This window comes from Rhodococcus sp. ACPA1 (genome assembly GCF_002300195.1).
Classification (GTDB): domain Bacteria; phylum Actinomycetota; class Actinomycetes; order Mycobacteriales; family Mycobacteriaceae; genus Rhodococcus_F; species Rhodococcus_F opacus.
This window is the reverse complement of record NZ_NSDX01000010.1, coordinates 71,904-95,566: the sequence shown is the minus strand read 5'-3', so window position 1 is coordinate 95,566 and position 23,663 is coordinate 71,904. Positions and strand designations below refer to the sequence as shown.

The window sequence follows — 23,663 nt, the reverse complement described above, 5'->3', positions numbered from 1 at the left end:
CCATCGTGCAGTCGGTGGCCACCCAGATGCACTCAGCACACAACCGACGTGCTGCGTTCGCGCGACAGCAACCGACGCAACCCCGGCAGCCGGTTACGCGAACGCGGTGACATCGGCGGATACCAGCTCGGTGGCCGCTACATGTACCCCCTCTTTTCATTCGAGCGGCGACTGCCGGCAGCGGCGGACGGTCGGTCACCCACACCACTGCACGGCGCGCACCAATTCCGATCCGAACGCGATCGTTCGAGACTGTTGAGCTCATCTAGAACCTGATCGACAACTGTGGTCGGGATCCGGAAATCTGTGCTCTCCCAAGCCCGGAGGTGGTCCCGCACGTAGGCAAGCATGGCGAGTTAAGCGCTCGAAGTCTGCTGCAGTTCGGTCGCTCACTGCCTCACCCCGCCCCGAGCGGCTGGCAATCCGAACTGTGCCCGCTCGGCGACGTCGAGACGACGGCTTCCGGCGTGGCATGCGCGACTGTTACTGACGAAGAGGGGTACCACCCGATTGGGCGCGTCGCCCACTCGTCGCCCAGTGGTCGACCTCGGACATCTCGGCCATCCCGGGTGCGTAGGCGGCGATGTCGTCGGGGCGCGCTAGGCCGGCTCCGCCGGATGCGTAAGAACCACCATCGATGGCCAGGTTGAGCCCCGTAACCCAGGAGGCCTCGTCTGAGGCCAGATAGACAGCCGCGCTTGCAATATCTTCGGGCTCCCCCAGGCGCGGAATCAGGTTCGGTGTCAGCGTAACGCGGCGTTGTTCGGTGCCTTCCGTGCCGTAGAACAGGAGGCCGTTCGGGGTTGCCACACAGCCTGGTGAGATCGTGTTCACCCGGATGTTTGCTCTGGCCACTTCGTTCGTCAGGCAGCTTGCCAATCGGATGACACCAGCTTTGGCCACTGAGTAGGCCTGGATGATGGGGAGGTTGCCCGGGTATCCCGTTCCTATATCGGAACCGGCCACCGAGCCCATGAAGATGATGCTGCCGCCGCCGCGTGCGCGTAGGTGAGGAATGGCGTGTTTGGAGACCAGGAAGGGAACGGTCAGTGTGTGGTCGAGGGTGAATTTCCAGTCCGCGAGGCTGGAGTCTTCGACTGTTCCCAATCGTAACTGCATCGCGCTGTTGTGTAGGACGTCGATGCCGCCAAATTTCCCGGCGGCGAACTCGAGTAGCTGGTGCGCTTCCTCCTCGTTCGAGAGGTCGATCGGGTGCAGCGATTCCATCCGTCCGCCGGCCGCACGCACGATTGCGAGTGTTTCCTCGGCGGCTTCGGCGTTGATGTCGCATCCGACGATCGACGCTCCTTCGGCTGCGAACCGCAACGCGACCTGCCGCGCCATTCCGCGGCCGGTACCGGTGATTACTGCGACTTTGCCCTCCAGACGACCGGTCATAGTGATCTCCTTGTCGAGTCAGTTTGTTCGGACACTCGTGGATGAATAGAACCCGTCCGCGTGCCGCCTCTCGCCCGTGAACTAGAGGGCGCTGTGTTCGCTCGGACGCGGACGGCGACGAACGTACATCTCCATTTGAAGCGTCATGACAGGCTGCGAGTCTCGTGACGATAGGGTTCCGATGGTTGTCACCCGATCCCAGTGCGGGTGGGTATTACCGATTGCGGTGATGCTGAAAGTACCCCGCAAGTAGGTGTCGGCACGGACCGGTGCGCGGAACTGCACCTCACGCAGTGCTCGGCCTGCGACTATGTGCCAGTTTCCGAATACTCGGTTGACAGCGAGGCGTTGGAATACCGCGAGCGTGTGGACGCCGCTCGCGATTATCGTGCCGAAGTGGCTTGCTTCGGCGAGTGCGACGTCGGTGTGTATGTGCAGAGGATCCCAGTGGTCGGCGAACGACATGATCTCCTCCGCTGTGACGAGGTACTCCCCGAGGTCGAACTCGTCTCCTACGGCGAGGTCCTCGGCATATCGCAGTTCGCCGTCATCAGGTGCGGCATGGTTCATTCCGACTTCCTTCCCTGCTACGGCTGGGCGCTCTGCGCAGTGATTGCGGGTGACTTCGACGCCCCTGCCAGTCTTCCCGTGCGGTTACACGAAGTCGGTGTGCCGCGCGGGATGTTGGCCGGTCGCGGTCTTTGGTCGCGTTGCTCTGAGTAGCCCGTACGAGCACATCCCAGCGATTGCCAAGGGCACCAGTACTGCGATGTACAGATCTTTCGGTGACATGAAGCCGATTGCGTAGCCGCCGAGGATGGGCGACAGGATCGATCCAACTCTGGCGACGCCTAGCATCGTGCCGAATCCTTTGGCTCGTATTCGTATTGGGTACACGGTGGTTGCGATCGCGGTGAAGGCCGTCAGTGAGACGAAGACGAACAGACCCAGCAGCAGGGCCATGGTCAGCGCGAAGGGGCCCTGCAGGGTCAGTGCGAAGGCAACCAGGGCAGCCATGCCCAGGGCCATCGACATCCAGGATATTTGGGCAGACGGCCGCTTGAGGCCAAGAAATCCGTACAGGATGGCCCCGATCATCGTGCCGACCGACAACATGATGCCCACTAGCGCCCCGCTGCCGGTGTCTCCGGTCTCATTCTTGATCAGCTGAGGGGTCCAGGAACCGATGAAATAGAACGCGGCAGTGCAAAATCCATAACCGAGCCAGAGGAGCAGGGTGGTTACCCGCAGTCCTGGTCCGAGGAGTTTCGTATCCGATTGATCGACTATCGCCTCGTCGGCTAGAACACCGCCATTGAGGAGTCCTTCCTCCAGGTTGACCCGCGTAGACAACTTCTCGGCCGTCTCCTGCGCCGTGTCGTCCGATGACCGTCGAAGGTAGGCCACTGTTTCTGGGATGAAAGCGGCGACAACGACGGTGACAGTTGCGCTGAGGGCAAACCCTACCCAGAACAACCCTTTCCATCCGCCTGCGGCTTCGATTACCGAGGCACCTGCCAGGCCTGCGACGAAAGTTCCCAGGGGGTAACCGAAGAGCACCACGCCCACCGAGAGGCTGCGGCGTGATGGTGGAGACATTTCCTGGGCGATGACCATAGAGATTGCGCCGAGCACACCGATTGCCATTCCCGTAACGAATCGGGATGCGATCAACACCGAGTAGTTGGGGGCCAGTGAGGAAACAAGGAGGCCGGCGGTGTTGAGTACCAGCGCGCCGAGCAACGTCGGACGACGCCCATGGACGTCGGCCATTCGAGCCAGGAAGAAGGCCCCGACGCCGATGCCCACCAAGGCTGCGCTGATCAAGTAGCCCTTGTCGGACGCTGTTGCGTACCCCTCGGGGAGGTTGGGAAGGGCGTACCCCATGATGAACAAATCGTAGCCGTCGAGCAGGTTGACGAGCGAGCATACTAGAACGATCGCTATTTGATACGGCGTCATGGACGCCATCGAGCGAGCCCCATTGAGGGTCATGCCGACTCCTTCTCGAGTCACGGGTTGATCCGACTTGGTTGAATCCCCGAGATGCCGTCGACGGGGAGTCTCGGGGAACGGGGCGGATGTGTTGATCGCCCGGAATCGGACGGTCTGGTCTCGGCGGTCGCTGAAGCACTGTCACCGGTTCATTGCCTGGATCCCCACGCGTGGAGCGCTAGCCCGACATTGGTTGAAGTAGTTTGACAGTGGTTGTTGAGCGTGTAAGCCCGCTGGACCCCGAAGTTGTCTCCGCGAATTCGACGGAGGGTCGGGCGGAGGCTGCGGCCCGGAATGCTTGGGCTAGGAGGTTGCGCGGTTCGCCTCGGCCGGGGCATCGGTGAATGACTGACGGCTAGACGGCTCGTGTTGTGTGCCGCTCGCTGCCACGGCTAAATATCTTGCATTGGCTCGTGCAAGAGCGATATTTGTAAAGATTCTTTGGATCGATTCGGTGGCGCGGCGGGGTGTGATCAGACTGACACATGCAATGACAGCATGAATGATGAGCAACGGCATTTGGGAGGCCTTCTAGGTTTGCGGCGCGATGCCGAGTGGGGGAACGGGATACCCCTCGCACGGAGGGTCCGATTCTACCTTCTGCACCAGCACGGCCGTCAGAAGACTCATAGGACAGGGACGTAGGGTCAACCGGGGCAGTCAGTCGAGATTGCTGCCACGGAGCGGATGGGCTGGAGAGGGATGATTTCGAGGTTCGACTGCAGCAATGTCGTACTATCGGCGAAAAATGCTTTCATGTAGGGTTTTTCGAGGTGCTCACGGATTGCGGCACCGTTAGCGTAGAGCTCGTAGAATGCGATGCTGTCGGGCCTGGATGCATCATGATGGATCTCGTACACAAGGATGCCGGGCTCGGCGCGACTCGGGTCTCCCAGGGAGAGCATCCGCTCCATCAGGATGTGGCGTGTTCCTTCCTTGGCTCGCGCGTAACCGTAAAACGCAACCGGTGTCTCGCTGGACAACAACTCGGCGGGGACGATCTCTGACACGGCATACCTTCCTATCAGCCCGCATCGAGCGAACAACGCCCTCGAGCGCGGGTTCGAATCGAACCTGGGGTGGCGAACCATCGCAGCTTCCTGACCACCGAAGACGGTGCACAACAGGTGCGCAAAACTACAGAAGCGGATATCCAGCGGTAACCTCCAGCTGGGTTCCGGTGACGAATCGGCCACTCTCCCCTACCAAGTACAGGACGGCGCGGGAGATGTCGGCCGGGTCCACCCACGGTGTATCGAGTGCAGCGAGTGTCTGGAACACGGGTTCGACGCTGTGGCGCGTGGGTTGATCCACGTCCGGCGCGAAGAGATCGTAGATCATCGAGTTCTGGATCATCGGGGTATCGCAATTGGTCGGGTGGATGACGTTCACCCGAATCTGATGGCGTGCCAGTTCTTTGGCCAAAGACTTTGCTACACCGACAACACCGTGCTTCGAGGCGATGTAGTGCACCATCGACTCAACGGGAGTAAGGGTACTGGCCGAACCTATGAATACCATCGATCCACCGCGTCCACCATCGACAATATGCTTCGAGGCGGCCTGCGCCGAGAAGAACGCGCCGGACAAGTTTGTGCCCACCACGGTGTTCCACTGCTCGGGCGTGATCGATTCTGCCGCGGTGATTTCGCATACGCCGGCATTGAGCACCGCGATGTCCAGTCGCCCCAGATCGCGTACCGCCCTCTCGACACCCTCCGCAACCGCGGACGGATCGCGCACATCGCATTCGAGGCGGTAAGCACGCTGTCCGTACTTCTCCACAAGACCGACCGTTTCGTCGAGGTCCTCTGCCGTCGACGTCGGATATGGCACGGTTGCAACCTGTCTGCAGATGTCGAGCACGATGACGTCCGCGCCCGACTCAGCGAGGAAGGTGGCGTGCGAACGGCCCTGCCCTCGGGCCGCCCCGGTGACCAGAGCGACTTTGCCTGTCAGGTCATGCATTCTCTATCTCCCCGTCCGATCGACTCGCAGGTCGGTCTTCTCGTGATCTGTTGTCGTAGAATAGATATTGTTGCCGCGGAGCCGTTCGGTGTTACCCGTTCGGTTTCTTGCGGTTTGTACTCCCCAGGGTTCACGCAATGTTGTTGGCGAGAGCCCGGCAGAAACGTGCAACACTTCGCCGGTGACCATGCGAGCGTCGTCTGACAGGAGGTGCCGGTAGGCGTTGGAGACGTCCTGGCAGTCCACACCTGCGACGTCGAGCGGATGCATGGTTTTCATTCGTTCGATCATCTGCTCGCGCTTCGGGTTCTCGATGTCCGGGCAGAAGAGTTTGTAGGCTTCCTCGTTGTTGTTCATCGAGGGAAGGTCACCGGAGTGACATTCGTCGGGGCCACACAATTGGCGCGTATACCGTATTCGCCGTATTCCATTGCTAGGGTCTTCATCAGTCCGATCCTGCCCACTTCGAGGCGCCGCAGTCCGAGATGTGGGGGTAGGCGGCGCGGCCTGCGGTGGACGAGGTGATCACGATGTTGCCTTTGCGCTTCGCGACCATGTGCGGCAGGGCGGCGCGACACACGTTGAAGACGCCGGTCAGGTTGGTATCAATGACCGTACGCCACTGTTCGGGCGAGATGTCTGCCAGCTTGCCGAATTTCAGGATGATACCTGCACTGTTCAGCAGGTGAACGATTTGTCCGAGTTCATCGATCGTCTGTCGCGCAGCGTCCACCATAGCTTCGTCATCGCGAACATCCGCGACGATGCTGATGCACTTACGTCCCACGTCGGAAACCATGGCGCGGGCCTGTTCCAACTCCTCCTCGGAGCCGCCTGGGTAGTTCTGCCCCGCGACATCGGCAACGCAGTTGTCCACAAGTGCGATGTCCGCCCCCTCGCGTGCCAGTGTCAGAGCGTGGGATCGACCTGAGCCCTTTACTCCGCCGGTGATGAGTGCAACCGTTCCATCCAGCTTCCCCATGCTCTATCACTCACCTGTTCTCGAAGTTTGACTGGAGGTATCTATGCGTGCCGTACGCGTGATGTGTATCGAAGAACCGCTCGGTGCCCGTGTTCTATCGAAACCAATTGCAGTACAGGCACTGTCGAATACGCGAGCTGACCGGTGGCACCGGATATCTTTTTGTGTGCGACTCACCGGACATTGAATCCGACTCTTGAGTCGTAATATCGACCCACTGGTTAGTAACCTAGTTCCAGCGCATGGATGTGTCAATGGTCACAGACGCCCAGATCTGGCGAGGTGCCCTGCCCGTGTCCGGATCTACACGCCGGTTTGGGCAGGGCAGCTGCAGTATTGAAACGCCGGACGAGTCCCACACGCGAGTTATATTCTCGCATGCGTGGATTCGTCCGGCGTTGACTGTCACGTACCGCGGCTGGGGATCAGTTTCTGGCGACGAGGATACTGTCATGGTTCGAACTACAACGACGTTGGCCATCAGCCTTCGCAGCAGCTGTTGCAGCTCGACGTCTCCGCGGGGAGCTGTTGCAGCTCAGCGGTTTCCCCGCGGAGTTGTTTCGGTGGGTCCTGACAACGGCGGAGCAGGCTGAACTCTCACGTCGTCGACATCCCGCCGTCGACCAAAATGGTCTGGCCGGTGACGTACCCCGCTGCGGGCGATGCGAGCCAGACCGCGGTTGCGGCGAGTTCCTCGGGCTTGCCCGCTCTTCCCAACAAGAACCGGGGCTCGAGCGAATCGGTCACATACTCTGGGGAGTACGACTCCGTCATTTCGGTCTCGAAGAAGCCCGGCGCAATCGCGTTTACTCTGATTCCCGGCTTTCTGCCCCACTGCGACGCGAGGTCACGAGTGAGTCCAACGAGGCCGGCCTTGCTTGCGGTATAGGCCGCCTGGGGCAGTGCGGCAGTAGTGAAGCCGAGAACACTCGAGATGTTGATGATCGAGCTCCCCTGCGTCATCACTTCGGCGCAGGCTTGGGCCATCCAATAGCTACCTCCGAGATTGACATCTACAACCGCCCGGAAGGCATCGGGGCTTTCCCGCGTAGCCGGGACTGCGCTCGCCATACCGGCATTGTTGACGAGGATGTCCACACGACCGAACCGTGCCATCGCCGCCTCGACCAGATCTACGCACTGTCGAGGATCGGCCACGTCGGCGTTCTGTACCAGGGCCTCGCGCCCGTACCCGCGTACCGCCTGCGCGGTTGCCTCCAAGCGGTCGACCCTGCGCGATGCCACGATTACGTGGGCTCCGGCGCGGGCCATGGCCGTGGACAGCGATACGCCTAAACCTGCTGACGCCCCAGTGACGATCGCAACTCGATCGTCGAGGCGAAACATTTCCGCGAAGGCGCCTAGGTTGTCGGCCGCCTCTTGTTCGTGCATTTCACTTCCCTCTTCGAAGTCAGCCTCGACCCGAATTTCGACGGCTTACGCCGTACCGACCGACTCTGCTGAAAGTTTCGTCGACTCTCGAGGTTTGGCTACCGCTGTCGACACCTGGAGCCGGGACCGGTCTATTGACCAACTATTGGGAGCGCTCAGACGGGTGAGGGAGCCTCACCACGGCGGTCGAGAAGACGCTTGACCTTCCCCTCTCCTCCCAGCCCAGTCTGAGGAGCGAGGGATCCAGCAGGGACGATCGTCACCTCGACCGAGACACCGAAGGTCGACTTGAGACGATGCTTCATGTCTTCCTGGAGAGGTGCTGTGTCTTCGTCGTTCGCCTGCTCGATCAACACGGTCATTCGTTCACGGGAACCGAGACCCTCGCCGACGTTCTCCACCACGCACAGGAACTCGCCCGTCGATCGCGCGTCGCCCTGGACGACGTCCTGTGCTGACCGCGGATACACGCTTGTCGCTCTCAGTTTCACCATTTCGTCGAGCCGGCCCAAAAACCCGGACAGTTTGGTCGTCCGGGCACCGCACGCGCACGCTGCGCGCTCGGAACTACGCATACGGTCTTTGAGGTCGTATCTGATGATGGGTGGAACCGAGCGATGCAGGCTTGTGACCACGATGTCGCCATCGTGCCCTGGGCCGAGGATGCGTCCGGTCTCGCTGTCGGCGATCTCGACGATGGCGGTGTCGTCGTTGACGTGCAACCCATCTTTTGCAGCACATTCGTATCCGATGAGGCCGACTTCATGGGTTCCGTAGTTGTCGTAGACCGGAACACCCCATGCATCTTCGAGCAAGTCGCGCAGGTGTCCTTCTGTATCCACCCCGAGATAGGTATGAATGAATCGCGTGGACAGATCCTTCTTGAGGTCGATGCCAGATCGATCAGCCTCTTGCGCCAGAATTTTGAGGTACTCGCCGAAGGCGACCCAACCACTTGTTCCCCAGGAGCGCGCCAGCTCCAGTTGCCTTGCCGAACTGGTGACGGCACCCGAACCGGTGGTCAAGGGGACCATGCCACACCAGTGCATGGCGGCGGTCGACGAACACCACGCGGTGTTGGCCAAACTGTTGGTGAGGGTGATCTGTAGAATGTCCCCGACCTCGGCCCCCTGCGCAACGAAAGCTCGGGCGAATTGAATTGCCTGCACTTCCCACGCTACGGGATCGAACAGTGTCGGCCGCGGCAGCCCTGAGGTGCCACCACTGGATTGAATCTTCAGCGGTGTTCGCATCGCGTCCAGTGCGAAGTTCTGATGGTTTCCGAACGGCGGGTGCTCCTCGATCGAGTGCTTGATGTCCTCACTGGTAAACGTAGGGATCTTCTCGAGGTCGTCCAGGCCTCGTATGTCTCCCGGCTTCAAACCGGAGTCCGACCACCGCTCGCGATAAAACGGGACCGCCCAAGCGTCGGCCACCCGTGCGAGAAAGCGTGATTCCTGAATCTGTCGCATCTCGTCGTCGGACCGTGCCGACATGACGGAGTTGAACAGGGGCGGCGGCGGGTAGTCCTCGGTGAGCTGACGCCAGTCGATGCTCGACCAGTAGTAGGGAATTTCGTTCTTCGACATCAATGCTCCTGAAGCTGTCGTTATGCCGGCAGTGTGTTCGCCGGTGGTGTTGTAGAAGTGCTCGGCTCAAGCAGTAACGAATTGGTAGGCGTTGCCGTCGCTCACGATACGACCGACGCTGTTCCCGGCGAAGTGCGTGCCGAACACAAGAACATCACTGTCTGCAACCGACGCGAGGAACTCCTGACGCCGAGCGGAGGACAGCTCACGGTCCCAGTCACCTCGCGAACTCCACGTGGGATGGGCGGCCTGAATCGGGTGATGCACGAAATCACCAGTGATGAACCCGGTCTCACCCTTCGATTCGATGGTGAGACTGTGATGGGATTTGGTATGGCCAGGCGTGGATGTATACCGCACGCCCTCGCAGATGGTGTGGTTGACCGGAACGAGATCGACGAGGCCCGCCTCGACACACGGTTGAATCGACTGCGCGAACACGAGACGCGTCTGCCGGTGGATGTCCGGATCCGCTCCGTTGTACGTGACGGCATGCCCGAGGTCGTCGGAGACGTCGCCGCCCTCGGTGAGTCCCTTGTGGTACTCGAACTCGTCCTGAACGAAGGTGTACCGGGCGTTCGGGAATGTCGGCACCCATCGGTCACCGTCGAGCACGGTGTTCCATCCCACGTGATCGAGGTGCAGATGTGTGATGGCGACGTAGTCGATCTGTTCGGGCTTGTAGCCGGCATCCGCCAGTCGATCCAGATAGGGGGTGTCCAGGCCACCCCAGGCCGGGATCAGCGGTAGATCCTTGTGATTGCCGCACGCGGTGTCGACGAGCACGACAGACGACCCGGTGTCGACGACGAACGAGTGTACGCTCCAGAGTGTCTGCCCGTGTTCGTTGGCGTAGTCGGGGTACAGCCACGGAACGGCCTTGACCGCATCCGGCGTTGCCTCTGCGATCAGTCCGTCGAGCTCACCGACCTCGACCGCGATTTCGTTTATCTGGGTGATTTTCACATCACCGATCTGCCAGCTATGAGTCATGGTGTTTGCTTCTTTCGTTCAGTGTGTGTGGTGCTTGTTCAGACAGCGCGGCCGGCCATTTCGCCTTCGTAGATCGCCTCGTCCACCCGGCGGGGTGCCAAGCAGTCTCCGACGGCCGTCACGTCGAACTGCGCTTCCAGTTGGGGTAGAAGGGCCGTATCGGCATCGCGAAGCATGACGGTCACGAGAGACTGCGCCGGTGCCACTCTGGCGGCACCATCCCAGATGCGATTCAGTACGACGCCGTCCGAATTCACTTCGGCGACAATGTGTTGCGGTGTCAGTGTCACCCCCTGCGCATACAGCCTCGGATAGAGATGCCCGACATCGAGGTTGAAGAGTGTGTTGTCGCCCAAGAACAGCTTCGAGGACACCACTTCGACCTTCTTGCCCGCGTTCGCGAGAAGCTCCGCCAGTCCCAGCGCGAGGTACTCGCCCGTGTCGTCGATGATGACGACGTTCTCCCCACATGCCGAGGGATCCTCGATGGCCTGGATCGGATTGAGCACGCGGATACGCTCCAACCCCGGGATTGCCGGGCGGGCGGCCAGGACGGCGGAGAACCCGTCGGTGCGCCAGGTCGATCCGGATGCAAGTATGACGTGGTCCGCACCGACTTCATGCACGCTCTCGATGTCGGCGGTCGTATTGAGACGGACATCGACCTTGTATTTTTCGAGCATTCGCTCCATGTCTTTGACCATGACGGACCATCGGCCACGCGTGGGCAACTTGGCGGCATAGCGAATTTGCCCGCCGAGCGTGTCGCCGCGCTCCATCAGTACAACGTCATGCCCTCGCGATGCGGCAACTTCCGCTGCCCGCATACCGGCGGGGCCGCCGCCGATGACGAGCACCTTCCGGGGGGTGGAGGCCAACTCCAATGTTCCGCTGCCGAGGTCTTTCTCGCGCCCAGCGGCGGGATTCTGCGTGCAGGTCAGCTCCCAGCCCTTGGACATCCGGCCGATACAGCCTTGATTGGCCCTGACGCAATGCCGAATTTCGTCCTCGCGTCCGGTCTGCGCCTTCTGCACCAGGAAGGGATCTGCGATGTGTGCTCTGGTCATAGCGACGAGATCGGCGTCACCCGAGGTCACAATCTGTTCGGCGACCGACAGCTCGGTAATTCCGTTTGCGGTCACGACCGGATAGTTTCCGACGACCTTCTTCGCGCGTGCAGCCAGGTCGACCAACTGGGGGCCGGGCAGGCTCATGGGAGAGACGACGCGATCGAACGTGGAAGCGTTCCCGGCGCTGATGCTGAAGTAGTCGAACAATCCCGAGTCCGCCAGGTTCTCGGCGATCTTCTCGCCCTCGGCCTCGTCGATACCGCCCGGAACGTATTCGGTGAGCGATAGTCTCACGCCGACCGCGAAGTCGGGGCCTCCCTCTCGGCGCACCGCTTCGGCGCACTCGCGAACGACGCGGCATCGATTTTCGGTGCTGCCGCCGTACTCGTCCGTTCGACGATTCGTCAGTGGGGAGAGGAAACTGCACAGGAGATACCCGTGAGCGGCATGTACCTCGGCTCCGTCGATACCGGCAACCCGTGCGTTGCGTGCACTTCGGCCGAATCCCGCGACGAGCTGCTCGATGTCGGCTTGCGACATCGCTCGGCCGATCTCACCGTATGTAGTCGAGGGCAGACCCGAGGGACTCCAGAGCGCCCTCCAGTTCTCGAGAAACATTCCGTTGTAGTCTTCCACGCCGAAGTGTGAAAGGTCGACGAAAATTTTGGCTCCATGGCGGTGCACGGCTTTCGCCAGTCGCTCGTACACCGGTATCACCTCGGTGGGCCATCCCTGGTGGGTGCGGTACCCCAGTCCGCGACTCGTTGCATGCACGGCTTGAGCCTCGGTGAGAATGAGCCCCGCGCCTCCCCTCGCCCGCTCCTCGTAGTAGTCGATGCTCTGTTGAGTCATCAGGTTGTCTTTGTCGCCGTACATCAGCGCGTGTGCGGTGACCACGATGCGGTTCTTGACACTGACCGGGCCCAGTTCGATGGGCTGCCAGAGCGCCGGATGCTTGGTCATGATGTTTCCTCGTCTCGTCGCGGCTCGACTGGCCATCCGGGGGCTGACCGGAGAGTCGAAAACCCAACCGATTGTTCAAAGCCGATAATGGCGTAGGTCACACAGGCTTGTCAATAAGGTGTGGCTCACCTGATCGGAATCCGCCGCGAAACGGTGTTCCGGTAGCCCATTCGCCGTGTGGGTCGCTCCACTGAAGCGTCCTGTTGTTGCTGGTGTGTTCGGTGGACCGATAGGCCCGCGGCCTCCGGGGTCGGTCGTGACCCCGGAGGCAGCGGGCGATCGATCACCGCGGTCGCTCGGAGGCTGGCAGGGGGCAGTTCAGAAGATGATGCGGCCGACGGTTTCTGCAACCAGGGCCGGTTTTTCTTCGCCTGCGATCTCGAGGGTGTTTGTCGTGACGATCTGAAGGGCCCCTCCGGGTGCGTCCCCGACGGAGTTCAACGTCGTCCGCAAACGAACGTGGGCCTCGACCTTCACCGGGTTGACGAATCGAACTCTGTTCAATCCGTAGTTGATCGCTAGCGTTGTGTTCTCGATCGTGTATATCTGCCAGTTGAGCAACGACACGAGAGACAGGCTCAGGAACCCATGCGCGATGGGGGCTCCGAACGGGCTCTCGCGTGTCGCACGTTCGACGTCCACATGGATCCATTGATGGTCCCCCGTGGCGTCGGCGAAGGTGTCGATGCGTTCTTGCGTGATGTGCAGCCAGTCGCTGGTGCCCAAGTCCTCTCCGATTGCGGCTTTCAGTTGATCCGGTGATGTGAAGATGCGCATGGGTGCTGAAGCTCCTTCAGAGATGACTCGGCCCGGTCGCGACACGCACCCGTCATGGGGTGGCCAGTTTCAGAGCTGTGCCCACTGCGGACAGCCGGTCGGCGGCGTGCAGGCCATCCCACATGGCATTGTCGAGACGTCGGGGTGCCAAGCAGTCGCCGATGCGAACCACACGATGGTCATCGCCCAGCTGCTGGTACAGGGTGTCGTCGACGGCGCTACCGGTTGCCAGAACCACGGTGTCGAAGCTGCCCAGTTCGACGGGCACGCCGGAGAATACATCGTAAGCGTCGACTGTCTTATCTCGAATGGTGTCGATCCAGGTGTGGGGCCGTAGCTCGACCCGTGCATTGCGCAACCGCTTGTACAGGAATTCCTGGCCGGCCCCGCTCCAGAGTCCCACCGAGGTCGACCTCGTCACGATGGTCACCTCGTGGCCGTTCTCTGCGAGGTATTCGGCAGCCGTGGTCGCGTGCCCTTGAAAGTCGTCCTCGACGACGAGAACTCTGTTCCCCACTGTCGCGGTCGTGTCGAACACTTCCCATGATGTGACGACATGCGGCAAGTCGTGTCCTGGTACGGCCCTGGCATCTGGTCGGTGAGTGGTGAAGCCGGTCGTCCACGGCCTCGAGCCTGTTGCGAGAAAGACGTGATCGAAGGCAGAGAGGTCGTCGACGGTCGCTGTGGTACCCAGGTGCATCTCGACACCCAAGGTGTTGAGTCGGCGACGTAGATGTTCGATCAGCAGTCGAAACTCCGATCGACTTGCCGTGCGTGACGCCAGTTCGATTTGGCCACCCAACGTCTCGCGGGTTTCGAACAACACGACGTCGGCGCCGCGTTCGGCGCAGGTTGCCGCTGCCTGCATGCCTGCCGGGCCACCACCGACGACCACGACCGATTGTCGGGTGACCTGCCCCCGGGTACTCGACCACTCGAACCCGACCCGAGGGTTGACGGTGCATTCCATCTGTCCGCCTTGAGCGGTCTTGCCGACGCAACCCTGGTTGCAGCTGATGCATGGTCGAACCTGGCTGAGACGGCCTGATGCGACTTTGGCCGGCATGGATGGGTCTGCGATCAACGCCCGATTCATCCCCACCATGTCGGTAGAGCCCTGCGCCAGAATCGACTCGGCGACAAGAGGGTCCTTAATTCTCGTGGCGACAATGACCGGGATGGACACCGCATCTTTGATCGCTCGGGCGGCGTCGACGAAAAGTCCGGTGTCGTGCCCCATATCGGCAATCCACAGTGGATAGTTTTCGTTGCTTGCGCCGCTGACATTCAGATAGCTGACCCCACCGGTCTGCTCCAACAGTGTCGCCGTGATGATGGCGTCGCTGGGGGTGTTACCGCCGGCAATCATGTCGTCGCCGTTGATGCGCACACCCACCAGGAAGTCCGCGGAGACCACTGACCGGATACGTCGGACTATCTCACTCACGACGCGTGCGCGGTTTTCGTGTGAGCCACCCCATTCGTCGTGGCGATGGTTCATCTGGGGAGAAACGAATTGGGCGAGTCCGTAACCCTGCGCTGCGAGGAGTTCGACTCCATCCCAACCGGCTTGCTCCATGAGCGCCGCGGACCGAGCGAAGCTCGAGATCATGTCTTCGATCTCCGATGCTTCAATCTTCTTGGGTATCTCCCGAACAACAGGGTCGGGTAGAGGCGACGCTGACAGAAGCGGCAGATGGCTCAGCCGTGAGGAACCTTGGCGGCCGCCGTCCCAGAGCTGCGCCAATAGCAGCGAACCATGCGATTGGACAGCCTGTGCGAGCTTGCGATGGCCCTCGACCGCCTCCGGGGAGAAGGCGTAGTTTTGTCCTCCGCCGGTCTTCGACCGATCCCATGCGGCCATGTTTCCGACGACGATCATGCCCACGCCGCCCGCCGCTCTTTCGGCGTAGTAAGCGATTTGCTGTTCTGTGACCATTCCGTTGGACGCGTAGTACGTGCCGTGCGGGGGTGAGACGATGCGGTTCTTCACTACTCGAGAGCCGATACGCACCGAACTTGTCAGGTGCGGGAATGCCATCCCGTCTTTCCACTCTTCGATCATGACCGTGTCCTTTCTGGATCGGCAGCCTCGAGTAGCCCCCGGGCAGCGCTGACGGTGGAGGTGATGTCATTCATGGACGCGCGATCGAACGGCGACGACGGCAACTCACCGCCGAGTAACCGCGTGTCTTTGAGCAGGAGGTCGACTTGATTGTCCGAAAGGGTGGCCAGGGCGTCGCCGGCCGCACTCGATCCTGAGCACGACCGGATGACTTCGCTTGCGATCGACGGGTCGACTCCCTGCTCGTGTGCGGTAGCAAGCCCCACTGCCGCACTCAGCACATTGCGGGCGGCCAGGGTGTTGTTGATCAACTTGAGCAACGAGGGTTGACCGACGGTGTCGAGCGGGAACAGTCTCGCAAAGACGTCGTGTAACAGGGCTTCTTCGAAGGCATCGGGTTGCGGGCCTGCGATCAGACCGGTGAGTTCGCCTTCTCGCGCCCTCACCTCGCCGCCTGAAACGGGCAGCTCGAACAGACGCCACGCTCGATGCGCGTCGACGACGCGGCGGGCGTCCGACGGAGTCATCGTGGTGATGATGAAGGCGCTGGCGCCGTCGTCCATCGCCGAGCGCACGCTGTCGTCGGACAACACCGCTTCGATTTGCTGCACCGTTCGCACCGCGATGAACATGCACCGGACATCGCCCCAGTCGATACCATCGAACGAGGACACCGCCCGACTTCCCGTTTGCTCCTGCCACTCACTCGCACGGACCCCGTCGACGTCCATGCCGATGACGTATCGGCCTTGTTCGGCCATGCGACGGGCAATTCCACCGCCAATGCCGCCGAGTCCGACCACCACTACCTGTGCGCGTCGATGCGCATAACTATCGGCCTGTGCCATCGTTCCTCCACCTCACCTCGACATGGGACGGTTCGCTGGTCTGTTCCCGGCTTGACGGCCGTGGAAATGGCGACGGAGAACGCCGCATCGACGCTCGTCACCGACCGCGTGGGCGCCGTTGTCCACTCCGCGGGAAGCCGCGCCGGTGTCCACTGCTGCGTGCACGACCAAATCTACCCGAAGGTTGAAAACCCGACTGTGTAGTCGACACAAGTTGTACCACCCCTCTGCCGCACATTCCAGGCATCCCGACGATTTGTGCATCGAAGGCGTTCGGTTCGACCCCGGGCGACAGTCGCGTCGCCTCGGCCAGATGGCGTGATGTCGCGTCCTGCGCGCGTGCCGCTACGGTTCCGCTGCCGCGGGCTCGCCGAACGAATCCGACCGACTCCTTGAATTATCGACCCTCGGGTCGGTACTGTCTCGGTGCAGACCCTTGAAGGTCAGCGTTCCGTACGCGCCCACCTACCAGGGCACGCCCACTGCGGCGAGGCACCCGTGCAGATGTCCGGCGCGACAGCGAATTACACGAAACCGCAACAACAGGAGACGAAGATGAGCCTCGCAGTCAATGGAATCAACATCGCCGTTCGCGACCTACCGTCCGCGACCGAGCGTTACGAACGCCTGTTCGATGTCAGGGGCGAGCACGTCGGCCCCGACGGATTTGCGTTCCCCGGCCTCGAGGGTACGAAGCTCGACGTGGGGGGCTTCATCATCAGTTTGATCGCCTCGACCCAGGAGAGCACGTCGGTGGCGCGCTTTCTCGAGCGCCACGGTGAAGGCGTCTTTCTCTTCTCTGCGAAAGTAGACGACCTCGATATCGCTACGGACGAGCTGAAGCAGCAGGGATTGTCACCTCTGCTCGACGAGGCCGTCCGCGGAGACTTCGGGGCGGTCAACTTTTACCACCCCCGAGCACTCAACGGCGTGCAGCTCGAACTGATCGAGCATGCATGAACAACGCGGCGCGTAGCTGCACTAACGCCGTCGTCGCGCTGATTGCAGTGCCCACCGGTACCGGCTTGGCTGCGGCGGTGTCTATCCTCGGAAGCTATGACAACGGCTTCTGATCGTGCGGACGCGGCGGCTGCGAAGAGCGCCGGTGGTTCGGTACGCAATTCCGTGATGCGTGACCGCATCACAGAGGGTGCGGCCCGACTCTTCCAGGCCCGGGGGATCAACGGAGTCACCATGCAGGAAGTCGCTGCGGAGGTGGGGTTGTCGAAGGCGTCCATCTACCACTACTACGAAAACCGAGACGACCTGCTCCGGCACGTCTTCGGTGACTGGGCAAGGGGTGAGGTCGAGAAAGCCCGGGTGATCGCTGCATCGGATGCCGACGCAGCTACCAAGCTCACAGCTTTCATTCGTTTCCACCTGAACTCCCTGGTCGATCACCTGGATCTCTACTCACTGACTTTTCGCGAAGAAAGCGAGCTTCCCGACGACGTCCGCGACGAGTTCCGGGCAGCCAAGCGCGAGCATGATGTGCTGATCCGGCAGATCATTCGAGAGGGCGTAGAGGCTCGCATCTTCGAACCAATCGATGAAACCCTGGCAGCATTTGCGATCGACGGCATGTGCAACTGGATCTGGAAGTGGTATCGCCCGGGAGAAGACGGTAAACCCGCTGACGACATCGCCGAGACCTTCGCCCACTTGATTCTGCGCGGAGTCATGACGACCACGTCGACGGCATCCGCCGGCTGGCCCGAAGACGTCCAGGGCGTGGATGGGGCGCTTGCCTACCACGCCCGCGAGATACGGCATCACACAAGCCAGCTCGAACTCTTGTTGAGGAATCGGTAAATTTTCAGCGCGTCGCCTTGATTGGTTTCTTCGAGGTACGCCCTCTGACCCTCTCTGAGCGTCGGTACTGCACGCCCTTTAGACGGATCCCCGAGATGACCGGGGTGCTCGTCGGCGAATGAGGCGACGTCCGGCACGCGAATGGTCCACTGTCGGGACTGGGGCAGCACAGGGGTGCGCCCACACTGCACAGCCCCGACCAGGACCATCACTCCAGACTTGCCTGGCGCCGCGGTGGGAGCGGTTACGGCAGCAGACTATGAGCCGCTGCGGCCGACTCGCACGGCTCTGCCGCGCGCTGCACTCCTCCGGCGGGCACCTGTTCGAGAGACGCATCTGTTTCGTCGTCCGCAGGGCAGGACGCAGACCTGCCCCAAGCCGGCCAGCCGAACCGGCGCAGACTGCAAATTCGGCGCTCGCGGTCGAGTCATACGCGTCGAAACCCGCCGAACAAGCCGCCCCACCACACGCCCAAGACCGCGTATTCGCCTGCGGCCGTTACGTAAGCACGCCGCAACCGGCTTACGACAGGCCTACTTGACCACCACTCCCGGCGCAGCCATACTGCGATAAGTAGACCGCAAGATCGAATATTCGACCCACTGGTCGACAACATGAACGGACGAGATTTATGCCTGAAGCAGTTATCGTCGCGACCGCCCGGTCCCCGATCGGTCGCGCAGTCAAGGGTTCACTCCGAGAGATGCGCCCCGATGACCTGGCAGCACAGATGGTGCTCGCCGCATTGGGAAAGGTGCCCGAGGTCGATCCCCGAACGGTGAACGACCTCATGCTCGGCACGGCTCAGCCCGCCGGCGAAAGCGGATACAACCTCGGACGGGCAGTGAGCGTTCTCGCCGGAATGGACCATCTACCAGGCGTCACCGTGAACCGCTACTGTTCCTCGAGCCTTCAGACCACCCGGATGGCACTGCACGCGATCAAGGCAGGCGAAGGAAATATCTTCATTTCCGCCGGAGTCGAAACTGTCAGCCGTTTCAACACAGGCATGGCCGACGAGAACCCCGAGACGCACAACGCCGTGTTCTCCGACGCGGAGTCCCTCACCGAACGGCGCGCTGGTGGCAACCAGGACCCGTGGGTGGATCCGCGAACAACCGGGGCACTTCCCGATCTGTACATCACCATGGGACACACTGCCGAGAACGTCGCGGAATACAGTGGGGTCTCACGCCGAGAACAAGACGAATTCGGCGTCCGCAGCCACAATCGCGCCGAGGCCGCAATCGAGCAGGGCTTCTTCGCCCGCGAAATCACACCCGTCACCCTCCCCGACGGCACCGTGGTCAGCACTGACGACTGCCCCAGGCCCGGAACGACGTACGACGCCGTCAGCAAGCTGAAGCCGGCATTCCGTCCGAACGGAACCGTCACCGCAGCCAACGCATGCCCGCTCAACGACGGCGCGGCAGCACTGGTCATCATGTCGGACGCGAAGGCGAAGGAGCTCGGACTCACCCCCCTGGCCCGCATCGTATCGACCGGCGTATCGGGACTCTCACCCGAGATCATGGGTCTGGGACCCGTCGAAGCGACCCGGCGCGCACTCGACATCGCCGGCATGAGCATCGGTGATATCGACTTGGCAGAAATCAACGAAGCATTTGCGGCTCAGGTCATTCCGTCGGCTCGTGAACTCGGCATCGACGACGACCGACTGAATATCAACGGAGGCGCGATCGCACTCGGTCACCCCTTCGGCATGACCGGCGCCCGTATTGCCACCACGCTGATGAACTCGCTGGAATTTCACGACAAACAGTTCGGCCTGGAGACGATGTGCGTCGGCGGCGGCCAAGGAATGGCCATGATTCTCGAACGCCTGTCGTGACAACCCCCTGACAACACTAAACCGAAAGCAAAAAACGCAATGGGCAACATCACGTACGACTTCACAGGCAAATCCGTCATCGTCACCGGCGCGGCCCGCGGCATCGGGCAGGCGATCGCGAGACATTTCGTAGAGGCACAAGCGACCGTGTTCATGGTCGACTTCGACAAGGACGAACTTGCCAGCTCGGCCGCAGACGTCGGTGCAATCGGAATCCCAGCGGACGTCAGCGTTACCGACAATGTCGAACACGTCATTTCGACCGTTGTCGCCGAGACCGGCCGCGTCGACATCGTCGTCAACAACGCAGGAATCCTGCGTGACAAAGTGCTGTGGAAGCTCACCGACGACGACTGGAATCAGGTCCTGCAGGTGCACGCGGGAGGTACTTTTCGGTTTACCCGCGCAGCGGTCCCCCACTTCCGCAAGCAAGAATTCGGGCGCATCATCAATATCACGTCGTACACCGGGCTCCGAGGCAACCGCGGACAGGCGAACTACGCAACAGCGAAGGCAGGGATCATCGGATTCACCAAGACTGCTGCAAAAGAGTTGGCTGCCTTCGGAGTTACGGTCAATGCGATCTCGCCCAATGCAGCCACACGCATGACCGCCACGATCCCGGAGGAGAAGCTCTCCGAGCTCACCGGTCCGATCGCCCGGCTCGCGGACCCATCCGAGATGGCCGACGCCATCTGCTTCCTCGCGTCGGAGGAAGCCGCGTACATCACGGGCGTCGTGCTTCCCGTCGACGGCGGGGTGTCGATGTGATGTTGCACAGGATTCGGAGATCTCGATGACCGACGTGCTGTCACGCCGCGACTTGGACTTCTTGCTGTACGAGTGGCTTGATGTGGTGTCGCTGACATCGCGCGAACGGTTCTCCGAGCACTCGAGGGACACGTTCGCCGCGGTGCTCGAACTCAGCGCGGACATCGCCCACAAACATTTCGCACCGCACAACAAGAAGTCCGATGCGAACGAGCCGACCATGTCGCCAGACGGTTCGATAGAGATGATCGCGGAGGTAAAGCAGGCTCTCGACATCTACTCCGCGGCTGGACTACTGGCCGGACAGTTCGACGAGCGCGTCGGGGGCATGCAGTTGCCGACGACGGTGTCCCGTGCCGCGATGGCGTGGTTTCAGGCCGCCAACGCCTCGACCTCGTCGTACCCGTTCCTCACCATCGCAAATGCGAATCTGATTTCGACCCACGGCACCGACCAGCAGGTAGACGACTACGTCCGCCCGATGATCGAGGGCAGATACTTCGGAACCATGTGTCTGTCGGAGCCGCAGGCCGGCTCGTCGTTGGCCGACATCACCACTCGTGCCGTGAAACAGGACGACGGCCGGTACAGACTCACCGGTACCAAGATGTGGATCTCCGCCGGCGACCACGAGCTGACCGAGAACATCATCCATCTCGTCTTGGCAAAGGTTCCCGGCGGCGGGTCTGGGGTGAAAGGAATTTCGCTGTTCATTGTCCCGAAATTCTTACCCGGCCCGGACGGAGAACCCGGCATCCGCAACGATGTGACGCTGACCGGCCTGAATCACAAGATGGGCTTTCGCGGAACCACCAACACGCTCCTTGCCTTCGGTGACGGCACGCATCAGCCGGAGGGCGACGCCGGGGCGATCGGTTTTCTCGTCGGCGAAGAAAATCGTGGGCTGAGCTATATGTTCCACATGATGAACGAGGCGCGGATCGGCGTCGGGTTCGTGGCCATCGCCCTAGGCTACGTCGGCTACCTGAAGTCGGTCGAGTACGCGAAGATGCGGACACAGGGCCGGGCACTGGGCGCGAAAGATCCGTCCTCGCCTCCAGTGGCCCTGGTAGAACACGCCGATGTGCGCCGCATGCTGCTGGCGCAGAAGTCCTACGTGGAAGGAGCGCTGGCACTCGGCTTGTACTGCTCCTTCTTGGTGGACGAACACGACAGCGCCGACAACAAGGAAGATGCTTCCAACGCGACGTTACTGCTCGACGTATTGACCCCGATCGCAAAAAGCTGGCCGTCACAATGGTGCCTGGAGGCGAACAACCTCGCCATACAAGTTCACGGAGGGTACGGCTACACACGGGACTACGACGTCGAACAGTACTACCGCGACAACAGGCTGAATCCGATTCATGAGGGTACTCACGGAATACAGGGCCTCGACCTGCTCGGCCGCAAGGTCACAATGCAGGACGGCGCTGGACTAAAGCTACTGGACTCGAAGATCGCGGCGACCGTGCAACGAGCACAGGCGATAGGCCGAGACGCCGAGCGTTATGCGGCCGAACTGGCCTCTACCTGGAGACGAATTGTGGACCTGACAGCCGCGCTCTGGGAATCAGGTGACCCCTCACTTGCACTCGCCAACTCGACCATCTACCTGGAAGCCTTCGGGCACACCGTCATCGCATGGATGTGGCTCGAGCAAGTCATCGCCGCGGATGGTCAGGCCGGCAATTTCTACGATGGAAAACGGCAAGCGGCCCGGTACTTCTACGCCTACGAACTGCCGAAGGTCGGACCGCAGGTGGAGTTGTTGGCGAGCTTGGACAGAACGACACTCGACATGAACCCCGCGTGGTTCTGATCCGCGGGAGCGCAGACGGATGACTATCCTCGACAGATTTCGCCTCGACGACCGCGTCGCGATCGTCACCGACGCTTCATCGGTGCTAGGCGCGGCCCTGGCCAAAGGACTGGCCGAAGCGGGTGCAGACTTAGTCCTCGCCGCTCCTCGCACGGACGGACTCCACGAAACGGCCGACATCGTCCGCCGATCAGGTCGACGTGTACTGACGGTTCCGACCGACATCACGGATCCAGGCCGCTGCACTGCTCTGGTCGAAGCGACACTGGACAAGTTCAGGAGGGTCGATGTCCTGGTCAACAACGCCGAACTCATGTCCGTAGGACCTGCGATCGGTGAGAGCGTTCACGAATTCCGATCCGTGATCGATGTGAACCTACACGGTTCTTACTGGGCGGCACAGGCATGCGGGCGAGTGATGCAACCGGGGAGCTCGATAGTGAACATCTCGAGCATTCTGGGAATCACGAACACGGGCCTGCCGCAAGCTGCTTACAGCGCGAGCAAGGCTGCCATCGCCGGCATCACCCGCGACCTCGCACAACAATGGGGCAGCCGAAAAGGCATTCGCGTCAATGCAATTGCTCCAGGCGTCTTCACGAGTGCCATCAGCAGGAAATACCCAAAGAGCCACATCGAACAACTGGACAGGCGCATGCTCCTCGGACGAACCGGCGAACCAGAAGAGTTGGCGAGTACGGTGGTGTGGCTTGCATCCGAGGCGGGCGGCTACGTCACCGGACAGACGATAGTCGTCGACGGCGGCATGACCATCACTTGAGCAGCGTGCACCCTTTCTACATCGGGAGGTTTCGACGTCGGCGACACCGATCGTGTACTGCTCCCGCCCGAGTCGCGTCACCAACTCGGGCACCCATGGCTTCCAGGCCCTCGTGCCGTCGATGATCACGTACTCCCTCAACGACTGCGTGACCACCGTTTCGAGCAGAAAGTTCGATTCGATGTGGACCAGTGCGGACAGGTCGTTCGGATAGAAGCGGCTCGGCTGCCCGGAAGCTGATCGAAGCTCCTCGGGCAGGAACTGCTGCAGCAAGCCGTCCGCGTCAGCCGCCGCGAGGAGGCGAAGTTCGAACTCGTCCGCATCCATATGCCGCCACCCCTGCAGGTGCTCCCCCACCATATGGGCTTGGGCGGTGGATTTGCTGGCACCGGGCGGACCGGCCATCAGAATGGCCACCCGGCCCTCGCGCAGTGGGGTTTCCCGCGCCAGACACCAGTCGATGACGGTGCGGCGAAACCGCAGCCAGGCCGGTGATGCCGCGAAGCGGATCATCGTGCTCGCGTCGGATTTGGTGTGCAGCGGACCACCGGGCATAGACATGGCGGTGAGCTGCGCGGCGACCTT

General features: G+C 61.5%; 20 protein-coding genes. 6 read left to right on the top strand and 14 right to left on the bottom strand.

The genetic code is table 11. The annotated features are described in order from the left end of the window. Window positions 1–483: 483 nt before the first annotated feature. From CJ177_RS36220 to CJ177_RS36150, 14 genes are all read right to left on the bottom strand, one after another. Entirely contained in the window at window positions 484–1,398 is a 915-nt protein-coding gene (locus CJ177_RS36220) for an SDR family NAD(P)-dependent oxidoreductase (RefSeq protein WP_095870078.1), read from the bottom strand. An 81-nt stretch (window positions 1,399–1,479) separates the two neighbouring features. Further along, window positions 1,480–1,968 (bottom strand): MaoC/PaaZ C-terminal domain-containing protein, encoded by a 489-nt coding sequence (locus CJ177_RS36215; protein ID WP_095870077.1) that lies wholly within the window; start codon window positions 1,966–1,968, stop codon window positions 1,480–1,482. 84 nt (window positions 1,969–2,052) lie between these two features. Beyond that, window positions 2,053–3,393, bottom strand: coding sequence for an MFS transporter (locus tag CJ177_RS36210; protein ID WP_095870076.1), 1,341 nt, complete (start codon window positions 3,391–3,393; stop codon window positions 2,053–2,055). Between the two features lie 647 nt (window positions 3,394–4,040). Next, a complete protein-coding gene (locus CJ177_RS36200) occupies window positions 4,041–4,403 on the bottom strand; it encodes a putative quinol monooxygenase (RefSeq protein ID WP_164063567.1) in 363 nt (120 codons plus the stop codon). A 127-nt stretch (window positions 4,404–4,530) separates the two neighbouring features. After that, entirely contained in the window at window positions 4,531–5,361 is an 831-nt protein-coding gene (locus CJ177_RS36195; protein ID WP_095870073.1) for a mycofactocin-coupled SDR family oxidoreductase, read from the bottom strand. A 3-nt stretch (window positions 5,362–5,364) separates the two neighbouring features. Further along, window positions 5,365–5,718: an SDR family oxidoreductase gene (locus CJ177_RS36190; protein ID WP_095870072.1), complete on the bottom strand. Its 354-nt coding sequence runs from the start codon at window positions 5,716–5,718 to the stop codon at window positions 5,365–5,367. Between the two features lie 88 nt (window positions 5,719–5,806). Further along, a complete protein-coding gene (locus CJ177_RS36185) occupies window positions 5,807–6,343 on the bottom strand; it encodes an SDR family NAD(P)-dependent oxidoreductase (RefSeq protein WP_095870071.1) in 537 nt (178 codons plus the stop codon). Between the two features lie 597 nt (window positions 6,344–6,940). Next, a complete protein-coding gene (locus tag CJ177_RS36180) occupies window positions 6,941–7,735 on the bottom strand; it encodes an SDR family NAD(P)-dependent oxidoreductase (protein WP_095870070.1) in 795 nt (264 codons plus the stop codon). 155 nt (window positions 7,736–7,890) lie between these two features. Then, the gene (locus CJ177_RS36175) at window positions 7,891–9,324 is read right to left on the bottom strand and encodes a phenylacetate--CoA ligase family protein (RefSeq protein ID WP_061696914.1); all 1,434 of its coding nucleotides are present in this window, start codon (window positions 9,322–9,324) and stop codon (window positions 7,891–7,893) included. 66 nt (window positions 9,325–9,390) lie between these two features. Further along, window positions 9,391–10,317: an MBL fold metallo-hydrolase gene (locus CJ177_RS36170; RefSeq protein ID WP_095870069.1), complete on the bottom strand. Its 927-nt coding sequence runs from the start codon at window positions 10,315–10,317 to the stop codon at window positions 9,391–9,393. A gap of 38 nt (window positions 10,318–10,355) precedes the next feature. Then, a complete protein-coding gene (locus tag CJ177_RS36165) occupies window positions 10,356–12,350 on the bottom strand; it encodes an FAD-dependent oxidoreductase (RefSeq protein ID WP_179443381.1) in 1,995 nt (664 codons plus the stop codon). Between the two features lie 318 nt (window positions 12,351–12,668). Beyond that, window positions 12,669–13,127: a MaoC family dehydratase gene (locus CJ177_RS36160; RefSeq protein ID WP_061045877.1), complete on the bottom strand. Its 459-nt coding sequence runs from the start codon at window positions 13,125–13,127 to the stop codon at window positions 12,669–12,671. Between the two features lie 52 nt (window positions 13,128–13,179). Next, window positions 13,180–15,192: an FAD-dependent oxidoreductase gene (locus CJ177_RS36155; protein WP_095870067.1), complete on the bottom strand. Its 2,013-nt coding sequence runs from the start codon at window positions 15,190–15,192 to the stop codon at window positions 13,180–13,182. Beyond that, on the bottom strand, window positions 15,189–16,040 hold the full coding sequence (locus tag CJ177_RS36150; protein ID WP_095870066.1) for an NAD(P)-binding domain-containing protein: 852 nt from the start codon (window positions 16,038–16,040) through the stop codon (window positions 15,189–15,191). Before CJ177_RS36150 ends, CJ177_RS36155 begins: the two co-directional genes overlap by 4 nt. Window positions 16,041–16,595: 555 nt before the next feature. Between CJ177_RS36150 and CJ177_RS36145 the strand changes: the two genes are divergently transcribed. The 6 genes from CJ177_RS36145 to CJ177_RS36120 all read left to right on the top strand — a co-directional run bounded on the left by CJ177_RS36145 (window position 16,596) and on the right by CJ177_RS36120 (window position 23,078). Beyond that, window positions 16,596–17,000, top strand: coding sequence for a VOC family protein (locus CJ177_RS36145; RefSeq protein ID WP_179443380.1), 405 nt, complete (start codon window positions 16,596–16,598; stop codon window positions 16,998–17,000). Window positions 17,001–17,096: 96 nt separating this feature from the next. After that, complete coding sequence (locus tag CJ177_RS36140; RefSeq protein ID WP_095870064.1) at window positions 17,097–17,852, top strand: TetR/AcrR family transcriptional regulator; 756 nt, start codon at window positions 17,097–17,099, stop codon at window positions 17,850–17,852. Between the two features lie 631 nt (window positions 17,853–18,483). Beyond that, window positions 18,484–19,704: an acetyl-CoA C-acetyltransferase gene (locus tag CJ177_RS36135; RefSeq protein WP_095870063.1), complete on the top strand. Its 1,221-nt coding sequence runs from the start codon at window positions 18,484–18,486 to the stop codon at window positions 19,702–19,704. Between the two features lie 39 nt (window positions 19,705–19,743). After that, complete coding sequence (locus tag CJ177_RS36130; protein WP_095870062.1) at window positions 19,744–20,475, top strand: SDR family NAD(P)-dependent oxidoreductase; 732 nt, start codon at window positions 19,744–19,746, stop codon at window positions 20,473–20,475. A gap of 25 nt (window positions 20,476–20,500) precedes the next feature. Further along, window positions 20,501–22,297: an acyl-CoA dehydrogenase gene (locus CJ177_RS36125; RefSeq protein WP_095870061.1), complete on the top strand. Its 1,797-nt coding sequence runs from the start codon at window positions 20,501–20,503 to the stop codon at window positions 22,295–22,297. Window positions 22,298–22,316: 19 nt separating this feature from the next. Further along, window positions 22,317–23,078, top strand: coding sequence for an SDR family NAD(P)-dependent oxidoreductase (locus tag CJ177_RS36120; RefSeq protein WP_095870060.1), 762 nt, complete (start codon window positions 22,317–22,319; stop codon window positions 23,076–23,078). The last annotated feature ends 585 nt before the right edge of the window (window positions 23,079–23,663 follow it).

Coding starts and splice junctions, on each gene's coding strand:
- CJ177_RS36160 (WP_061045877.1), bottom strand. CDS start 13,127: ATGCGCATCTTCACATCACCGGATCAACTGAAAGCCGCAATCGGAGAG.
- CJ177_RS36210 (WP_095870076.1), bottom strand. CDS start 3,393: ATGACCCTCAATGGGGCTCGCTCGATGGCGTCCATGACGCCGTATCAA.
- CJ177_RS36140 (WP_095870064.1), top strand. CDS start 17,097: ATGACAACGGCTTCTGATCGTGCGGACGCGGCGGCTGCGAAGAGCGCC.
- CJ177_RS36215 (WP_095870077.1), bottom strand. CDS start 1,968: ATGAACCATGCCGCACCTGATGACGGCGAACTGCGATATGCCGAGGAC.
- CJ177_RS36135 (WP_095870063.1), top strand. CDS start 18,484: ATGCCTGAAGCAGTTATCGTCGCGACCGCCCGGTCCCCGATCGGTCGC.
- CJ177_RS36150 (WP_095870066.1), bottom strand. CDS start 16,040: ATGGCACAGGCCGATAGTTATGCGCATCGACGCGCACAGGTAGTGGTG.
- CJ177_RS36190 (WP_095870072.1), bottom strand. CDS start 5,718: ATGAACAACAACGAGGAAGCCTACAAACTCTTCTGCCCGGACATCGAG.
- CJ177_RS36220 (WP_095870078.1), bottom strand. CDS start 1,398: ATGACCGGTCGTCTGGAGGGCAAAGTCGCAGTAATCACCGGTACCGGC.
- CJ177_RS36125 (WP_095870061.1), top strand. CDS start 20,501: ATGACCGACGTGCTGTCACGCCGCGACTTGGACTTCTTGCTGTACGAG.
- CJ177_RS36120 (WP_095870060.1), top strand. CDS start 22,317: ATGACTATCCTCGACAGATTTCGCCTCGACGACCGCGTCGCGATCGTC.
- CJ177_RS36170 (WP_095870069.1), bottom strand. CDS start 10,317: ATGACTCATAGCTGGCAGATCGGTGATGTGAAAATCACCCAGATAAAC.
- CJ177_RS36155 (WP_095870067.1), bottom strand. CDS start 15,192: ATGATCGAAGAGTGGAAAGACGGGATGGCATTCCCGCACCTGACAAGT.
- CJ177_RS36175 (WP_061696914.1), bottom strand. CDS start 9,324: ATGTCGAAGAACGAAATTCCCTACTACTGGTCGAGCATCGACTGGCGT.
- CJ177_RS36165 (WP_179443381.1), bottom strand. CDS start 12,350: ATGACCAAGCATCCGGCGCTCTGGCAGCCCATCGAACTGGGCCCGGTC.
- CJ177_RS36185 (WP_095870071.1), bottom strand. CDS start 6,343: ATGGGGAAGCTGGATGGAACGGTTGCACTCATCACCGGCGGAGTAAAG.
- CJ177_RS36195 (WP_095870073.1), bottom strand. CDS start 5,361: ATGCATGACCTGACAGGCAAAGTCGCTCTGGTCACCGGGGCGGCCCGA.
- CJ177_RS36130 (WP_095870062.1), top strand. CDS start 19,744: ATGGGCAACATCACGTACGACTTCACAGGCAAATCCGTCATCGTCACC.
- CJ177_RS36145 (WP_179443380.1), top strand. CDS start 16,596: ATGAGCCTCGCAGTCAATGGAATCAACATCGCCGTTCGCGACCTACCG.
- CJ177_RS36180 (WP_095870070.1), bottom strand. CDS start 7,735: ATGCACGAACAAGAGGCGGCCGACAACCTAGGCGCCTTCGCGGAAATG.